The sequence below is a fragment of the Bacillus sp. FSL K6-2819 genome, assembly GCF_038008305.1.
Lineage (GTDB): Bacteria > Bacillota > Bacilli > Bacillales > Bacillaceae > Bacillus > Bacillus amyloliquefaciens.
Genome location: NZ_JBBOYV010000001.1, coordinates 232126 through 248773 on the forward strand (window position 1 = coordinate 232126; position 16648 = coordinate 248773).

The window sequence follows — 16648 nt, forward strand, 5'->3', positions numbered from 1 at the left end:
CCGTTATAATGAGTGGGGTATAGAAAGGGAGGGGCCAAAAGGACATGTATCAGGCGAAGAAGATATTGTTATTAGGATCAGGCGAGCTGGGGAAAGAAGTCGTCATTGAAGCGCAGCGGCTCGGGGTTGTCACTGTAGCCGTTGACAGCTATGAGCATGCCCCTGCCATGCAGGCCGCGCACAAAAGCTATGTGATTGATATGCTTGATAAAGCGCAGGTCAGAGAAGTGATTGAAAAAGAAAAACCAGACTTGATCGTGCCGGAAGTGGAGGCGATTGCGACGGATGAACTGCTGAAGCTTGAAGAAGAAGGCTTTCACGTCATTCCGAATGCGCGTGCGGCAAAGCTGACGATGGACCGTGAAGGCATCAGACGGCTTGCGGCAGAGACGCTGCATCTTCCGACTGCCGGCTATGAATTCGCGAATACATATGAAGAATGTAAAGAAGCGGCGGAAACAATCGGCTTTCCGTGTGTGGTAAAGCCGCTGATGAGCTCTTCCGGAAAAGGGCAAAGCGTGTGCCGCTCGGCTTCCGAACTAAAAAGCTGCTGGGACATGGCGATGGAAGGCGGACGGGTGAAAAACGGCCGGGTCATCGTCGAGGAATTCATTCCGTTTGAATCGGAAATCACTCTTTTGACAGTGCGTGCGGCGAACGGTACGTCCTTTTGCGCGCCGATCGGCCATGAACAAAAAGACGGCGACTATATGGAATCGTGGCAGCCTCATCATATGACGGAACAGCAGGTTGAAGAGGCGAAACACATTGCGAAAAGCATAACGGATGAGCTCGGCGGATACGGTTTGTTCGGGGTGGAACTTTTCCTTACTCAAGATAAAGTGTATTTCAGCGAGGTGTCTCCTCGTCCGCATGATACGGGGCTCGTTACGCTTGTGACGCAGAATTTGTCAGAGTTTGCGCTGCATGTCCGCGCGATATTGGGATTTCCGATTCCGGAAATCACCCAGCTGTCGCCGGGGGCAAGCCGTCCGCTGAAGGCATCAAAAGAGCTTGCCGATTATGCGGTTGAAGGTTTGGAGAAGGCTTTGGCGGTTAAAAGCACTCAAGTCCGCGTATTCGGAAAACCCGTCACAAAAAACGGTCGCCGTATGGCGGTTGCGCTTTCTGCAGCCGAGACGGTTGAAGAGGCGAGAGAAAGAGCGGCCGAAGCACTCAGTCATTTATCAGTCACATAACTATATCTTAAGAGGCGTTTTTACCGTAATGGTAAGGCGCCTTTTTTGTTTGGACAGACTATATACTGGAAAACGGGGTTGTGAGATAATGTATGAGGCCGTTTTGTGCCGGCTTTATAATTCATGAAACTTTTTATGTCCGCAATCGTTATATGTAATGTTCTCATTTAACAGAGGAGAAAATAACAATACACCATATGGTCTTTCATCTGTGAAGAACGGACAATCCGCATCGCGGCATGGAATAAATTAAGCAGGGTAATCCGGAATAGAGATAACGCCGATTGCTTACCTTAATATGAACGGCGAAAAAACAAAAATCACCAGATTAGATTGTTCAAATAACACCAAATGCTGTATAATAAAAGAATTTGAATGATAGCATTGAAGGAATTTCATTTTATGTTTCCTTAAAATGGAGTCTTTATGCATACGCAGTCCGATTTGATATGGTTTTAATTGGAGGTTTGTGTAAACTGTGAATTATATACCTAGTATGATTACAATTGGAAATTTTATTTGCGGGCTTCTATCGATTCATTCCCTTTTGTATCATAATATTCACTCTGCGGTGATTTTTATTTTCACCGGGATGTTTCTTGATTTCTTTGACGGTTTGGCCGCCCGTAAGCTGAACGCGGTATCGGAGATGGGAAGGGAGCTTGACTCTTTTGCTGATCTCGTGACGTTCGGCGTGGCGCCGTCTATGCTCGCTTACACTGTTTCACTATATACGCTTCCGTTCATCGGAATTTTAATCGCGCTTTCCTACAGCATTTGCGGGATGATCCGGCTTTCGAGATTTAATATCGAACAAAGCAAGCTGCCGACGTTTATCGGGATGCCGATTCCTTTTGCGGGCATGTGTCTTGTCATTTTGAGCTTCATCAATAACGCTTTTCTTCTGGGAGCGGGAACGATTGCGCTCGGATATTTAATGGTCAGCAACATTAAATTTCCCCACTTTAAAAAACAGGCGCCTGAAAACCTGGAGAGCAGAAGATGGAACTAGTTCAGCAATTAATTTCCGATTACGGATATATCGCGATTTTTCTCATGCTGACACTTGGTATTATCGGATTGCCTATTCCGGATGAAGTCATGATGACGCTAGTGGGCTACTTCACGCATTTAAAAGTGCTCAATTATGAGCTCTCCATTCTTATCAGCTTTATCGGAGCGCTTCTGGGGATGATCATCAGCTACTTCATCGGCAGAAAAGCCGGCCGGCCCTTTATTAATAAGTTCGGGAAATGGGTCGGCCTGAAGGAAAAGAGGATGGAGAAAGTAGACAGGTGGATGAAAAAGTACGGGCCGTACACCATTATTTTAGGTTATTTCATCCCCGGCATCAGACACGTGACATGCTACTTTTCCGGAATCGGCAGAATGGATTTCAAAACCTACCTATGCTTCGCCGCCATCGGAGCGTTTTTATGGTGTTTTATTTTTATTACTATAGGAAAATTCATAGGAGTAATCAATGTTTAATACTGCCGCTAAAGTTCTTTATCGTTCATTGATTGAACTGACTAATAATCGATTGACGTCTTATCTCATTAAAAACTTCTGTGAATCGAAACTGAGCAAGCCGATGATTCCGCTGTTTTCCAAACACTATCGCATCAACTGGAATGAAACGGAACGCACAGCTTCTGACTTTGATTCACTGGCGTCATTTTTCATTCGTGATATTAATTTGAATCTCCGCCCCGTGGCAAAAGAGAAGAACGCCATTGTCAGTCCGGTGGACGGCGTCGTTCAAACGGTGGGCATGATTAACCCGAATCAAACCTTCATGGTAAAAGGGAAAGATTATTCGTTCGCCGAACTGACGGGGTTTAAAAGCGCCGATCACAAATACAACGGCGGCTATTTTGCCGTGCTTTACCTGAGTCCGAGACATTATCACCGCTTCCATTCCCCCGTCAGCTGCACGTATCAGAAGCTGGCCGAGCTTGGGAAACGCTCCTATCCCGTTAATACGATGGGGCTGAAGTACGGAAAAGATGTCCTCTCAAAAAATTACCGCTATGTGTACGAGCTGACCCGAGCTGACCAGCAGATGCTCATGATTCCGGTAGGCGCGATGAATATTAACTCCATCGTTCAGACCAGCACCGGAAACAAGCTTGAAACGGGTGAAGAGCTGGGCTATTTTTCATTTGGATCGACCGTTATTTTAGTATTCGAGAAAGATATGTTTACCCCTTCGGATAACCTGACAGAAGGCCGCGAATTACAGGTCGGCCAGATCATCGGTTATGCGGAGTCACAGGAGGAGGCGTCCGCTTTATAAAAGCTGCTCCTCTTTTTTATATGGTGTAAGGAAGTGACAATATGGCAGAAAAGGATTTGGCAAAGCTGATAGAGCAGTACCAGCATACAGGCGGCCAGCAAGTTCTTGAAGCCGTGCGGGACGCCTGCTGGCCTGTCGTCGAAGCGCTCATATCAGAGCTGGCTGAAGACAGCGCCGATGTCCTGCGGGAAAAAGGCCGTGACCGTTTTCCGTTTATTATCGGCAAGTACCAGACCGCTGCGGGCCTGCCGCTTGAGACCTTTTTGCGCAATACGTATCGGTTTTATTTTCAGCAGGTGTTAAAAGGCGAGGCATGACTGGAAGAAAGAGTCCGGACGGAAATGTTCATCTTTCGCCCGTTTTCCTGTATGATATAGTAGAGTGTGCGTGATCATTAATATAATTGAACAGGGTGTATAATCATGGAAAAACAATATAGAGTTTTACTTTATTATAAATATGTAAAGATTGATGAGCCTGAAGAATTCACGGCTCAGCATTTGAAGTTTTGTAAGGAGCTCGGTCTGTTAGGCCGTATTTTGATTTCTGAGGAAGGCATTAACGGTACGGTGTCCGGAACGGTTGAACAGACGGATCAATACATGAAGGCGCTGAAAGCTGATCCGCGCTTTGCCGATATGCCGATCAAAATTGATGAGGCTGACGGACACGCGTTCCGCAAAATATTTGTCCGCCATAAAAAAGAGCTTGTGACGCTTCGCCTCGAAGATGATGTTGATCCGAATGTCACAACGGGCAAGCATTTAAAACCGAAAGAATTTTATGAGAAAATGCAGGACCCTGACACGATCGTAATCGACGCCAGAAACGACTATGAGTATGACCTCGGTCATTTCCGCGGAGCAGTCAGACCTGATATTGAGGCGTTCCGTGAGCTGCCGAGCTGGATTGAAGAACACAAAGACATGCTTGAAGGCAAAAAAATCCTCACGTACTGCACAGGCGGCGTACGCTGTGAAAAATTTTCCGGATGGCTGTTGAAGCAGGGATTTGAAGATGTATCCCAGCTTGACGGCGGTATCGTCACTTACGGGAAAGACCCTGAAGTGCAAGGACAGCTGTGGGACGGACAGTGCTACGTGTTTGACGAAAGAATCAGCGTACCGGTAAACCGCGTAGAGCATGTTATTATCGGAAAAGATTATTTCACAGGCGAGCCATGCGAGCGTTATGTGAACTGTGCGAATCCGGCATGTAATAAAAAAATGATCTGCACACCTGAAAATGAATACAAATACATGCGCAGCTGCAGTCACGAATGCCGAACAAACGAACGCAACATGTATGTGAAAGAGCACGAAATGACCCAGGAAGAAATCAATGAACGCCTTGCTCTGATTGAAAAAGAAGATCATGCGGCGATTGATTAACAGAAAAGACCACCAATGAGGTGGTCTTTTTTGTGTTTACATACTTTCTGTCCGGGCGCTCTGGTCTGATGCGGCGGCGGGTCCTTTATAATTGAAGGCTTTTTCCCATTTGGATACGACGATGCAGGCGACCGCATGGCCCGGCACGTTGACACCGGTTCGCGCCATGTCCATGACGCGGTCGACACCGGCAATGATGGCGACGCCTTCCGCGGGGAGACCGACGGCATTCGCGGTCGCCAGAAGCACGACGAGTGAGCCTGACGGCACGGCGGCAATGCCTTTGCTTGTCATCACGAGCACAAGCATCATCAGAAGCTGCTGAGACAGCGGCATCTCCACATGAAAAGCCTGCGCCAGAAAAACACATGACACCGATAAATAGAGACTTGAGCCGTCACAGTTCAGCGATAAACCTGACGGAACCACAAAGGAGACGACCCGCTTCGGGCAGCCGTATTTCTCCATCCGATCCATCAGCTGAGGCAGAATGGTTTCTGTGCTTGTCGTGGAAAATGCGATCAAAAACAGATCCCAGATCATTTTCAGCACTTCAAAGTATTTGATTTTAAAGATAAGCCCCACAATCGGAAACAGAACGAAAAGGATCAAAAACAGCCCGAGAAATACAGTGCCGATCAGCTTCAGCATCGGAAGCAAAAGCGCGATTCCGTATTGTCCGACGGAGGCGGCCATAAGGGCGAGAACGCCGATCGGAGCGGTGACCATCACCATTTGCGTCAGCTTGAACATAATATTTGCCGTTGATTCAAAGAAATTCATGACAGGTGCGGATGCTTTGCCGATGCCGGCTGCGGCGACACCGAATAAGATTGCGAAAAAGATGACGGCGAGAAGATCATTTTTCGCCATAACGTCAATGATGTTAACGGGGATAATATCAAGAAGCATTTGTTTCAGGTCGACTACTTTTTCAGTATAGCCGGAAAGCTCGTGAATATCTTTTTTAGCAAGGTGAGAGAGGTTAAGGCCGACTCCGGGCTTCAGTACGTTCGCCAATAACAGGCCGAGCCCCAGAACAAGCGTCGTAATGACTTCAAACCAAATAATCGTTTTGATGCCGAGACTGCCCATCTTTTTCATACTGCCGCTGCCGGCGGCTCCGATAACAATGGTCGAAAACACGATCGGCACGACAATCATTTTAATCAGGCGGATAAATCCGTCTCCGACGGGCCGCAGCGCCATCCCGAAATCCGGGAAGAAATGGCCGATCAATGCTCCGATGGCTAAAGCGATCAAAATCTGGAATGCGATAAATTTTTTCAAGCGAATCCCCCTTTTACTTGCGCATTTCTTACGTAATTCGCGAAGCAGGCGGCAACCACCTTCCTCTCTGCCATAAATTTGTCACACATTGACTGTGTGAAAGAGAGGATTGCTTTACATTATGTAAGCGCAATCATTGAATATGACACAAAGTCCTCATTGGAAAAAATGAAGCGGCATAGGATAAAGAAAGAATTTTACTCGAAAATATTAAAAATTTTGATAATTATATGATATGATACGGACAACTGCATCCTCATATATCTGTGCATACACGATTCGGACAGAGAAAATATATGCAGATCATAAAAGACTGAAAATTTTAAGAATTATAAGAAAGGTGTGCTTTTGTTGAATCAACTGATTGAAATACGTAAGGTCACAGCAAGAAAAGAAAAACCGGATTCCGCTTCATTGGGATTTGGCAAGTACTTCACTGATTACATGTTTGTCATGGATTACGAAGAAGAAAGAGGCTGGCATGATCCGAGAATTACACCTTATGAACCGGTTCATCTTGATCCGTCCGCATCCGTTTTCCATTACGGGCAAGCCGTATTTGAGGGGCTGAAAGCATACAGGTCAGAAGAAGGACGGGTATTGATGTTCCGGCCTGACCAGAATGTTAAACGGCTGAATAAATCGTTACGGAGGATGAGCATGCCGCCTCTCGACGAGAAGCTGGCGCTGGAAGCATTGATACAATTGGTGGTGCTGGAGCAGGAATGGATTCCGAAAGAAAAAGGAACGTCATTATACATCCGTCCGTTTGTGATTGCGACTGAGCCTTCTTTAGGAGTCCGGCCTTCAAACCGTTACAAATTCATGGTTGTCCTGACGCCTGTCGGTTCGTATTACGGCGATCAGCTGAAACCGATCCGTATTTATGTAGAGGATGAGTATGTGCGTGCCGTCACCGGCGGAGTGGGCGATGTCAAAACGTCCGGAAATTATGCGGCCAGCTTACAGGCTCAGCAAAAAGCCGAAGAACTGGGGTATGATCAGGTGCTTTGGCTAGACGGGGTGGAAAAGAAATATGTGGAAGAAGTAGGCAGTATGAATATCTTTTTCATCATAAACGGAGAGGCTGTAACGCCGGCGTTAAACGGAAGCATTCTCGGAGGCATCACCCGGGCATCTGTGATAGAGCTGTTAAAAAGCTGGGGCATACCTGTCAGGGAAGAACACGTTGCCATTGATGACATTTATCAGGCCGCAATGAGAGGCGAAGTGTCAGCGGTATTCGGTACGGGAACCGCAGCCGTCATCTCGCCGGTCGGCGCGCTGCATATTCACGGAGAAACGATTGAGCTGAATAACGGTTTGATCGGTGAAGTGTCAGAAAGGCTCTATGAAACGATTACCGGCATCCAGGTCGGGAAGGTGCGGGATTCGTTCAGATGGGTGGTTGAAGTATAAATGTAAAAAGAACCCTTGCGCGGCAGGGTTCTTTTTTCGGTTATTGGGATTTAGCGGATTGAACGCGTGCGGTGCTTTTCCGGTTTCTCACATAATAAGCGATGTAACAGACGGCCATAAATGCAATTCCGCAATAAAGGGCGATGGCCTGGTTCGGATCAAAAACAATGCCGATACAGGAGGCGAGGCACAGAAGAAAGGCCGCTATCGGCACGGCCGGGTATCCCGGCGTCCGATACTTCAACTCTGAAACCTGATGCCCTTCTTTAAGAAACCGTCTTCTGAACAAAAATTGCGATGCGGCAATGCTCATCCACACCGCCACGACCGCAAATCCTGAGACGGAGACGAGAACAAGATAGATTGTATCCGCTGCAAATACGCTTGACAGCAGCGACAGAATGCCGCCGATCATACTGAAGATCAGAGCGTTAAAAGGAATGCCTTTAGGCGTCAGCCTGGCAAAGGCAGGATGAAGCTCTCCCTCTTTAGACAGGGACCACAGCATACGTGATGACGCGTACAGCCCTGAATTGGCGGCAGACAGAAGCGCCGTTAAAATGACGAAATTCATCAGATCGGCCGCATAGGGCACGCCGACTCTGTCAAATACCGTGACGAACGGGCTTTCAATCACACCGGCTTCCTGGATGGAGATCATCCCTGACAGCACAAAAATCGTTCCGATAAAGAAAAGCGCCAGCCGCCAGACTGTGGTCTTAATGGCGCGCGGAACGGTTTTTTCCGGATCAGCGCTTTCCCCGGCAGCGATTCCGATCAATTCCTTCCCTGAAAAGGCAAAGTTTACTGAAAGCATCGTCATCAGTATCGGGAAAAAGCCATTTGGAAAAAGGCTGCCGCCAACCGTAAAGTTCGACAGCATAGGTGCGGCCTCACCGCTTTTCATCGGGACAATGCCGAACATCGCCGCTCCGCCCAATAAAATAAACAGTAAGATGGCTAAGACTTTAATGCTTGAGAACCAAAACTCCGATTCAGCAAAAAATTTCACGGAGAAGACGTTTAATAAAAAGATGAAAAGAGCGAATACCGCACTCCACATCCACACCGAAGTATGCGGGAACCAGCGCTGCATGAAGAGCCCGGCCGCCGTGAATTCAGAGCCCAGCGCCACCGCCCACGTCAGCCAGTACAACCATGCGACCGTAAAGCCCGTCGCCGGTCCGATATAGGTTTTCGCATAGGTGTGGAATGCGCCCGTTACCGGCATGGCCACTGACAGTTCACCGAGGCAAAGCATGACGAGATAGACGATGCACGCGCCCAAAAGGTAAGCGAAAATGGTGCCCGCCGGACCCGCCTGATGAATGGTATACCCAGAGCTTAAAAACAGCCCCGTTCCGATCACACCTCCGAGTGAGAGCATAAAGAGGTGCCTGCTTTTCATACTTCTCTGAAAATTTGTCTCGTTCTTGTTGTTCATTGTTTTCCAACTTTCTGCGAGGGCCGTTCTAATAAAAAATCTCATGCCGGCGAATGGCACGAGATTCCGGCGAACCGGCTTTTTGAATAGAATATACAAACTATTCCGATTAGTCAAGTTGTTTTTAAGGTCTTGGCCCAATCGGCAATGGCCTGGATGTCCGCAGGTTTCGTCCGGCAGCAGCCTCCGATCAGGCTCACGCCTTTTTCGTACCAGCTGCTTTGCGCGCTTTTTCCGAAGTTGTTTTCGCAGGCTGCGCCTATCCAGGTTTTTGTCACCGGATCATACTGTTCGCCGGAGTTCGGATAGGCGATAATCGGTTTGGACGCTGCCCGTTTGATTTCTTCTATCAGCGTCGGAATATGTTCAATCGGTGTGCAGTTGATGCCGATCGCTGCGATTTGGCTGCAGGAGTCGAGCAGAGCCGCACATTCGGAAATAGGCGTGCCTTCGCTGATATGCCGTCCGTCTTTGGCGCTGAAGCTGATCCATGCATAAGTGCCGGGGAATTCCTCCAGCAGCTTTGTGATCGCTTTTGCTTCTGACAGGCACGGAATGGTCTCACAGGCCAAAAGATCGGCGCCGGATTCGATGAGGGCTTTCATCCGGGGGCGGTGAAAGCTGATCAGCTCATCCTCCGTCAGTCCGTAATGTCCGCGATATTCAGAGCCATCGGCAAGGCTCGCGCCGTAAGGTCCGATAGAAGCGGCGATCAAAGGTTTGGGACGGTGTATACGGTTTTCTTCATGCGCCCAAAATTCATCACGTGCTTGGACGGCGAGCTCAACTGATGTCTGAATAAGGCGGATCGCATCAGTTTCTGGGATGCCGCGTGCCGCAAATCCTTCAATCGTTGATTGATAGCTGGCGGTGATCGCGCAATCAGCGCCGGCGGCAAAATATTCTGCATGCACCTGTTTGATCAGTTCGGGTCTCTCCAAAAGAATTTTGGCCGACCACAGATCGTCATTTAAATCACAGCCCATCCGTTCAAGCTCGGTAGCCATCGCTCCGTCTATGATCATAACCGGATATTCATCTAATATTTGTGTAATGGGATTCATAGGCATTCCTCTCTGACTTTTCTGAAAATATATAAAAAGAGTAATAGACGCTTTTCTCTTTGTCAATGAACCGGCAGAAAAAAGGTGTTCAGGCCAGCTGCCCGAACACCTTTTGTTTAGGAAATGTGTTTGCCTTTCGTGTTTTTAGCGATATCTGAATACTCCCAGCATTCGATCCCGTCATCATCAGGGAGCACATCTCTGTAAAAGACGGGGTCCTTTCCGGCTTTCTTTTGCCGGACATAATCGCTCAAAGCGGCAAACGCTTTTTTCGACAGAAGGAAAATCGCGATTAAATTCACGACCACCATTAAGCCCATGAACAAGTCAGCCATATCCCACACAAGCTGGACTTTGGAAATGCATCCGAATAGAACCATTCCGAGCACACAGATGCGGTAAATGAACAGCCATTTCTTGTTCTGGCTTAAAAATCCGATATTGGTTTCTCCGTAATAATAGTTGCCCATAAGAGCGCTGAAGCCGAACAGAAGCATTAAGACGGCAAGGAAACCCGATGCCCACGCGCCGACATGGTCGCTCAAGGCAGCCTGAGAAAGCGCGATGCCGCTCAGGCCCGGCTGGTGATAAGCGTCTGAAAATAAAATGATAAGTGCCGTGCTTGTACAGATGACAAGCGTATCCGTCAGGACGCCGAATGCCTGAATGAGTCCCTGTTTCACCGGGTGGCTCGTTGTAGCCGTCGCCGCCGCGTTCGGGGCGCTTCCCATTCCCGCTTCATTTGAGAAAATCCCGCGTCTCACACCTTGCATCAATGCCGCACCTAAAGCGCCGCCCGCTGCCTGATCAATACCGAAAGCATTTTTTTTGATAATCGACAGAACGCTAGGCAATTGGGTGATGTTCGTCAGAATGACAAAGAAAGCGATGCCGATATATAAAACGGCTAAGACGACTACGACATATTCCGCCATCTTCGCAATTCGTTTGACGCCTCCGAAAATAACACAGGCGAAGACCGCTATTAAAATGAGGCCCAATGTAAGCCGGCTGGTGCCGAACGCGTTTTGAAAGGCGATGCTGATCGTATTAGACTGAACGGAATTAAAGACGATCCCGAATGACAGTGTGATTAATACGGCGAACAGCGCGCCCATCCAGCGTTTCTTCAGGCCTTTTTCCATGTAATAGGCCGGGCCGCCGCGGAAGCCGTTTTGATCTTTTACTTTATAAATTTGGGCAAGCGTGCTTTCAACAAAGCTTGAAGCCGAACCGATGACTGCGATAATCCACATCCAGAAAATAGCACCCGGACTGCCGAGTGCGATCGCAATTGCGATTCCGGTAATATTTCCGGTTCCGACACGCGCCGCCATACTGATGCAAAATGCCTGAAACGGGGAAATGCTGTTTTTTGACCGGGCGGCCGCGCCTTCTTTTAAAACCCGGATCATTTCCCTCAGCATGCGGACTTGCAGACCCTTTGATCTGAACGTAAAAAACAGTCCCAGAGAAAGAAGCAGTACGATTAAAAGTTTTGACCATAAAAAATCATTTGCTGAACCGATTACATTTTCAAGGAATTCCTGCATCCAATCACCTCTTGGTTCGTTTGATTAAAAAATACTGAGCTCCCACTCCTGTGCGATATGTTTCAGCAGCATGCCGCCCGTCAGGCTGTTGCCGTATTCATCAATGGCCGGACCGTAAATGCCGATGCCGCAGCCGTTATGAAAAGGCTGTTCTCTTCTGGCGCTTGGAGGAACCAATGCCATAATGCCGCCGGATACTCCGCTTTTTGCCGGGACACCGACGAAAGCCGCATATTTGCCTGACGCATTGTACATGCCGCACGTCAGCATCAGGGCTTTGGCGAGTTTTGCGACATCTTTCGGAATGACCTGTTCCCGGCGGATCGGATGGTAGCCGTCATGCGCAAGAATCAATCCGATTAAAGCGATGTCCTCGGTTGTACCCTCCATGGCGCACTGCTTTAAGTAGACTTCCAGCGTTTCTTCCACATCCGCCTCAAGAAAGTTCGTTTCTTTTAAATAGTAGGCGAGCGCCCTGTTCCGGTGCGCGGTCTGCCATTCAGAGCGGAAGACCTCCTCGTGAATGTGAGGCCGTTTTCCTATCAATTTTTCAAAAACGGAAAACAGGTATTCTAATTTATCATGCGCCGTTTCACCCGGAAGAAGCGAGGCGACGGTAATGGCGCCCGCATTGATCATCGGGTTGAACGGCTTGCCGGGTTTATGGATTTCAAGCCGGATGATAGAATTAAACGCGTCACCTGTCGGCTCCACGTCCACGCGATCCAGCACGTAAGAAATGCCTCTGTTCATGCAGGCCGCAATAAAGCTGATGACTTTTGAGATGCTCTGCAATGTAAACGGGACATTCCATTCACCGGCATGAATCACGGAGCCATCAGGCTCTAATATGCAAATGCCCAGCTGAGAGTCGTTGATTTCTCGAGGGCGGGTATATAATTTGCGCTTTTTCCATTAACGGAAAACGGGCGGTAATGCTCGACCCAATCTTGTAAAAGTGAAGCCAGTTCCTCTTTTTCAAGGCGCTGACCATATCTTTCATAACATTCCTCCTCTATTGCAAGCCTGTCCGCAAGCGGAAATCGGTCTTGGAAAACGTTTTCAAATATAGTGTGTTCAATTTTAATGTATAATGACATCTACAGAATCATACAAAATACGACAAAATCATTCTTAAAATAAGCCGATAGATTTATAAATCAGCCCGAGCGTCCCGCTAACCGGGTCTAAATTTGCGGACTCCTTCGGTCTTATTCAAAATAGATAGAAGAAGGAAGTGATTGTGATCAGGCTCGAATATTTACTAAAAAAAGATGGCTATCTTTTCGCCCTTATGCTGATCACCGTGCCGCTGGCGGGGGAACTGAAATTTTACCCCGTAAATGAGGTGTACCGGATCAGCTTCGGCGCGCCCGCTTTTTTCTTTTTTCTGCTGCGGCATGTGCCTGCGGTATTGTCAGGGCTGTTGACAGGTGCAGCCGTTGTGGCATTCCGGATCGGCCTGGCTTGCTGGGGAGGAGAGCATGCCGGCTTTACGGAGGCTTTTTTCAGCCAATACCCCAGTTTCTTTTTTTACTTTACATATGCCTGTTTGTTTTACGTGCTGAAGGTCAGACATTTTCGCGATCGGCCGCTGATGATCGGATTTCTCGGTTTTCTCATTGAAATCGCGTCTGACACCGTTGAAATGGCGGTTCAGTTTTCCGGGGGCCAGCCGATTATGATACCGGACAAGCTGGCAGATATTGCGGTTATCGCAGTTTCTCACACATTTATAGTGCTGAGTTTTTTCAACGTGATGAAGCTGCATGAAGCTCAGGTCAGGGAAAAGCAAACGAGAAAGCAGCATGAGCATATGCTGATGATCGTGTCTAACTTGTATGAAGAAACGATTCATTTGAAAAAAACGCTGAAAACGACAGAACATGTGACGAAGGAATCCTATCAGCTGTATCGGGAAATGAGCGGGAACGACCGGGAGCTCGGCAGCCGCATGCTGCGCCTTGCGGGAGAAATTCATGAAGTGAAAAAAGACAATCAGCGGATATTCGCCGGGCTGTCGAAGCTGATTTCAAATGAGAGGTTCCGGGATTACATGGATGCCGCCGCCCTGATCGGCCTCGTCATCCGAATCAATGAAAAATACGCCGAATCTTTAGGCAAGGACATTCAGTTTCAAAGCGTGATTGAAGGAGAGCATCCCGATTACCATGTCTTTACCGTCCTGTCGATCTTGAATAATCTTACCGCCAATGCCGTGGAGGCCATGGGAGACAGGGGTGAGATCCGCCTTACGCTGCGCAGGGCGGAGGATGATACGGCCGAATTTCAGGCGGAAGATGACGGTCCCGGCATTCCGGAAAAAATCGGAGAGATTGTCTATGATCCGGGGTTTACGTCCAAATACGATGAATTCGGCACCCCTTCAACGGGCATCGGGCTTTCTTACGTGAAGGAAATCGTAACTGAACTTGACGGGGACATCTCCTTTCATAACAAGCCAAAAGGCGTCATATTTACGATTCAGCTGCCGGTGAGGCATTTGATTGCAGAAAGGGGGAGTTCATAATGCGCTTTTTTATAGCTGATGATGACCGGGCGATCCGTTCTATTTTGAGACAGATTATCGAGGATGAGGATTTAGGCGAAGTCGTCGGTGAGGCGGAGGACGGGAGTCAGATTGAAGGGCATTATCTCCATTTTAAACAAGTCGACATTTTATTAATAGATCTGCTGATGCCGGGGCGGGACGGGATTGAGACGATCCGGCACCTGCAGAATTCGTACACCGGAAAAACGGTGATGATATCTCAGGTGGAGGCGAAGGAAATGGTGGGGGAAGCCTATTCTCTCGGTATTGAATATTTTATCCACAAACCGATCAACAAAATTGAGATCATCACCGTCCTCCGAAAAGTGAAAGACCTTATAGAATTGGAAACGTCCATCGGCGACATCCAAAATTCGTTAAGACGGCTTGTTCAGCGCAATGAACCGCAGCAAAGCCGCCTTTCTGAAGCCCATGAAAAATCCGTTAAAGAGACGGGAAAATTTCTGTTATCAGAATTAGGGATTGTGGGAGAAAGCGGCGCGCACGATCTGATGGCCGTGCTGCATTTTTTATTTGAGGATGAGCAAGCGCAAAAAAGCGTTCCGTCGCTGAAGCGGGTGTTTACAAATGTCGCATTGCGGAAACTGGGGCCTGCGGCGTCGGAAGCAGACGTCAGCAGGGAGACCAAAGCCTCCGAACAGCGGATCAGAAGAGCAATCATTCATTCGTTAAACCACTTCGCTTCTCTGGGCACAACGGATTTTTCAAATCCCAAATTTGAATACTACGCCTCGAAATTCTTCGATTTCCCTGCCGTCAGCAAGAGAATGAAAGAAATGCAGGCCAAAGAAACCATTCCGCTTTCTCCGGTTAAAGTGAATATGAAAAAATTCATTCACGTCTTCTTTTTGGAGGCGAAAGATTTACGCGAAGGATCGAAATTTGTCAGCGGGGGAAGCCGGTAACCTGAACAATAGAGTTTACTTATATAAGGTCTTTGTGTAAAATAATGTTAACTCAAAAAGAACGGAGGGGTCCTGATGGCAAATCATATTCCGGTTTACGCACTAATGAAATAGTGTCAATGTCTCTGCCTTGAGCGCGGAGAAAACCGGGATTGTCTGCCTGAATAAAGGACCCTGACAGTTATAGTGAGGGGGCGGCGATTATGCCGCCCTCTTTTTGGCGTCTTCACATATCTCATTTTTCTCCGCCTCAGGCGAAGCTCTGTGTCAGTAAATAAGGGAAATGGGGAAACAAAATGACAAAACAAAGGGATATAGAATCCGTTCTGAACATCGCAAAGGAAAATGGCTTACAGTTAAAATATGAAGGGGCGGACATAAATGAAACGGGTATGGACTTCCAAGTCGTATTTGCTGAAGATGACAGCGGCGTAACATGGGTGCTCCGAAAACCGCGCCGCCCCGATGTTATTGAAAGAGCGGCTGCGGAAAGTAACGTTCTCGCGTTTCTCCGCAGCTATGCCGCGGTATCAGTGCCCGATTGGCGGATTCATACACCGGAACTGATCGCTTATCCGAAACTGGACGGCATACCCGCCGCCGCGATTGATCTGGATAAGAAACAGCACGTCTGGAATATGGAACACGAGCCGCCTTCAGACGGTTTTGTCGGCTCGCTTGCAGCAGCATTAGCCGAGCTGCACGGGGCAGATCCGGCCGCTGCCTCCAGAGCCGGCATTGAAATCATAAAACCGGATGATGTCAGGCAAAGGACAGCGGAATCGATGGATCATATAAAAAAAGAAATCGGAGTTTCAGAGCCGCTTTGGCAAAGATGGCAAACATGGATAAATGACAGCTCGTATTGGCCTGATTTTTCCGCGCTGATCCATGGCGACTTGCACCCTCCGCATATATTAATCGGCCAAAATCAGCGTGTGACGGGTCTTCTCGATTGGACGGAGGCGAAGGTTGCTGATCAGGCCAAGGATTTTGTCCTTTATCAAGTAATATTAGGAGAAAAAGAAACGAAACGCCTGATTAAGAGCTACCAAGCTGAAGGCGGGCGTGTCTGGCCGAAAATGCAGGAGCATGTGACAGAATGGCAGGCTGCTTATCCTGTGGAGACGGCGAAGTTCGCGCTTCAGACGGGTCAGGAAGAACATATGCAAATGGCGCGGGAAATGCTCGGCCTGTCTGATTCGAAAGGTTATTGACTTCCGCCGGATGACAGCGTATGATACTTTTTAAAACAAAAGAACGGATGAACAATGCTGAGGAAGAGCAAGTACGCATCTGCGTGCGGGGTTCAGAGAGTCGGTGGCCGCTGTGAACCGATCCCCGTCCGATGCCGAATGGGCTTCTGAGTTGCTGCGCTTAAATGAAAGTAGGCGGTGCCGGGATTCTTTCCCCGTTATCAAGAAAGGAGTATTGAAACCGTGTTGTTTCTGTACTTTTTGAGAGAATGGCTTTTCAGCCGTTAATAAAGGTGGCACCGCGAAAACCTCGTCC

The 16648-nt window shown here is 48.2% G+C and carries 14 protein-coding genes, 1 pseudogene and 1 other annotated feature (1 of these 16 cut by a window edge); of the genes and pseudogenes, 10 read left to right on the plus strand and 5 right to left on the minus strand.

The window, feature by feature from the left end; translation table 11 throughout:
• The first annotated feature begins 44 nt into the window (after nucleotides 1-44).
• The 6 genes from purT (at nucleotide 45) to trhO (ending at nucleotide 4889) form a co-directional block, all read left to right on the plus strand.
• Nucleotides 45-1199 carry a phosphoribosylglycinamide formyltransferase 2 gene (purT, locus tag MHH91_RS01300; protein ID WP_014469669.1) on the plus strand — a complete coding sequence of 385 codons (1155 nt, stop codon included), beginning with the start codon at nucleotides 45-47 and terminating at the stop codon, nucleotides 1197-1199.
• Nucleotides 1200-1677: 478 nt separating this feature from the next.
• Nucleotides 1678-2211: a CDP-diacylglycerol--serine O-phosphatidyltransferase gene (gene pssA / locus MHH91_RS01305; protein ID WP_013350885.1), complete on the plus strand. Its 534-nt coding sequence runs from the start codon at nucleotides 1678-1680 to the stop codon at nucleotides 2209-2211.
• On the plus strand, nucleotides 2202-2690 hold the full coding sequence (locus tag MHH91_RS01310) for a DedA family protein (RefSeq protein ID WP_013350886.1): 489 nt from the start codon (nucleotides 2202-2204) through the stop codon (nucleotides 2688-2690). Before pssA ends, MHH91_RS01310 begins: the two co-directional genes overlap by 10 nt.
• The gene (locus tag MHH91_RS01315) at nucleotides 2683-3498 is read left to right on the plus strand and encodes a phosphatidylserine decarboxylase (RefSeq protein WP_013350887.1); all 816 of its coding nucleotides are present in this window, start codon (nucleotides 2683-2685) and stop codon (nucleotides 3496-3498) included. The genes MHH91_RS01310 and MHH91_RS01315 overlap by 8 nt, the downstream gene beginning before the upstream one ends.
• Before the next feature lie 41 nt (nucleotides 3499-3539).
• On the plus strand, nucleotides 3540-3815 hold the full coding sequence (locus MHH91_RS01320; RefSeq protein WP_013350888.1) for a hypothetical protein: 276 nt from the start codon (nucleotides 3540-3542) through the stop codon (nucleotides 3813-3815).
• A 105-nt stretch (nucleotides 3816-3920) separates the two neighbouring features.
• Entirely contained in the window at nucleotides 3921-4889 is a 969-nt protein-coding gene (trhO, locus tag MHH91_RS01325) for an oxygen-dependent tRNA uridine(34) hydroxylase TrhO (RefSeq protein ID WP_013350889.1), read from the plus strand.
• Between the two features lie 36 nt (nucleotides 4890-4925).
• Here the strand turns inward: trhO and gltP are convergent, their stop codons facing one another.
• On the minus strand, nucleotides 4926-6179 hold the full coding sequence (gene gltP, locus MHH91_RS01330; protein ID WP_013350890.1) for a glutamate-aspartate/proton symporter GltP: 1254 nt from the start codon (nucleotides 6177-6179) through the stop codon (nucleotides 4926-4928).
• 351 nt (nucleotides 6180-6530) lie between these two features.
• On the opposite strand from gltP, the gene MHH91_RS01335 reads away from it, so the two are divergent.
• Complete coding sequence (locus MHH91_RS01335; RefSeq protein ID WP_041481589.1) at nucleotides 6531-7598, plus strand: branched-chain amino acid aminotransferase; 1068 nt, start codon at nucleotides 6531-6533, stop codon at nucleotides 7596-7598.
• A gap of 40 nt (nucleotides 7599-7638) precedes the next feature.
• Here the strand turns inward: MHH91_RS01335 and MHH91_RS01340 are convergent, their stop codons facing one another.
• The 4 genes and pseudogenes from MHH91_RS01340 to MHH91_RS01355 all read right to left on the minus strand — a co-directional run bounded on the left by MHH91_RS01340 (nucleotide 7639) and on the right by MHH91_RS01355 (nucleotide 12627).
• Complete coding sequence (locus MHH91_RS01340; RefSeq protein ID WP_162467665.1) at nucleotides 7639-9042, minus strand: amino acid permease; 1404 nt, start codon at nucleotides 9040-9042, stop codon at nucleotides 7639-7641.
• 113 nt (nucleotides 9043-9155) lie between these two features.
• The gene (gene mmuM, locus MHH91_RS01345) at nucleotides 9156-10106 is read right to left on the minus strand and encodes a homocysteine S-methyltransferase (protein WP_013350893.1); all 951 of its coding nucleotides are present in this window, start codon (nucleotides 10104-10106) and stop codon (nucleotides 9156-9158) included.
• Between the two features lie 116 nt (nucleotides 10107-10222).
• Nucleotides 10223-11659, minus strand: a complete 1437-nt coding sequence (locus tag MHH91_RS01350) for an alanine/glycine:cation symporter family protein (protein WP_013350894.1) — start codon at nucleotides 11657-11659, stop codon at nucleotides 10223-10225.
• A gap of 24 nt (nucleotides 11660-11683) precedes the next feature.
• Nucleotides 11684-12627: pseudogene (locus tag MHH91_RS01355) on the minus strand (glutaminase).
• Between the two features lie 275 nt (nucleotides 12628-12902).
• Here MHH91_RS01355 and MHH91_RS01360 point away from each other — a divergent pair.
• The 3 genes from MHH91_RS01360 to MHH91_RS01370 all read left to right on the plus strand — a co-directional run bounded on the left by MHH91_RS01360 (nucleotide 12903) and on the right by MHH91_RS01370 (nucleotide 16353).
• On the plus strand, nucleotides 12903-14189 hold the full coding sequence (locus tag MHH91_RS01360; protein ID WP_014471391.1) for an ATP-binding protein: 1287 nt from the start codon (nucleotides 12903-12905) through the stop codon (nucleotides 14187-14189).
• Nucleotides 14189-15136, plus strand: coding sequence for a DNA-binding domain-containing protein (locus tag MHH91_RS01365; protein WP_013350897.1), 948 nt, complete (start codon nucleotides 14189-14191; stop codon nucleotides 15134-15136). The genes MHH91_RS01360 and MHH91_RS01365 overlap by 1 nt, the downstream gene beginning before the upstream one ends.
• A gap of 296 nt (nucleotides 15137-15432) precedes the next feature.
• Nucleotides 15433-16353 (plus strand): macrolide 2'-phosphotransferase, encoded by a 921-nt coding sequence (locus MHH91_RS01370; protein WP_013350898.1) that lies wholly within the window; start codon nucleotides 15433-15435, stop codon nucleotides 16351-16353.
• 48 nt (nucleotides 16354-16401) lie between these two features.
• Nucleotides 16402-16648 (plus strand) — a binding site (T-box leader); it runs 5 nt beyond the window's last position.

Bases quoted from the DNA above. Each gene is read 5' to 3' on its own strand.
- MHH91_RS01365 (WP_013350897.1), top strand. From the start codon at position 14,189: ATGCGCTTTTTTATAGCTGATGATGACCGGGCGATCCGTTCTATTTTG.
- MHH91_RS01340 (WP_162467665.1), bottom strand. From the start codon at position 9,042: ATGAACAACAAGAACGAGACAAATTTTCAGAGAAGTATGAAAAGCAGG.
- purT (WP_014469669.1), top strand. From the start codon at position 45: ATGTATCAGGCGAAGAAGATATTGTTATTAGGATCAGGCGAGCTGGGG.
- MHH91_RS01315 (WP_013350887.1), top strand. From the start codon at position 2,683: ATGTTTAATACTGCCGCTAAAGTTCTTTATCGTTCATTGATTGAACTG.
- MHH91_RS01310 (WP_013350886.1), top strand. From the start codon at position 2,202: ATGGAACTAGTTCAGCAATTAATTTCCGATTACGGATATATCGCGATT.
- MHH91_RS01370 (WP_013350898.1), top strand. From the start codon at position 15,433: ATGACAAAACAAAGGGATATAGAATCCGTTCTGAACATCGCAAAGGAA.
- MHH91_RS01350 (WP_013350894.1), bottom strand. From the start codon at position 11,659: ATGCAGGAATTCCTTGAAAATGTAATCGGTTCAGCAAATGATTTTTTA.
- trhO (WP_013350889.1), top strand. From the start codon at position 3,921: ATGGAAAAACAATATAGAGTTTTACTTTATTATAAATATGTAAAGATT.
- mmuM (WP_013350893.1), bottom strand. From the start codon at position 10,106: ATGAATCCCATTACACAAATATTAGATGAATATCCGGTTATGATCATA.
- MHH91_RS01320 (WP_013350888.1), top strand. From the start codon at position 3,540: ATGGCAGAAAAGGATTTGGCAAAGCTGATAGAGCAGTACCAGCATACA.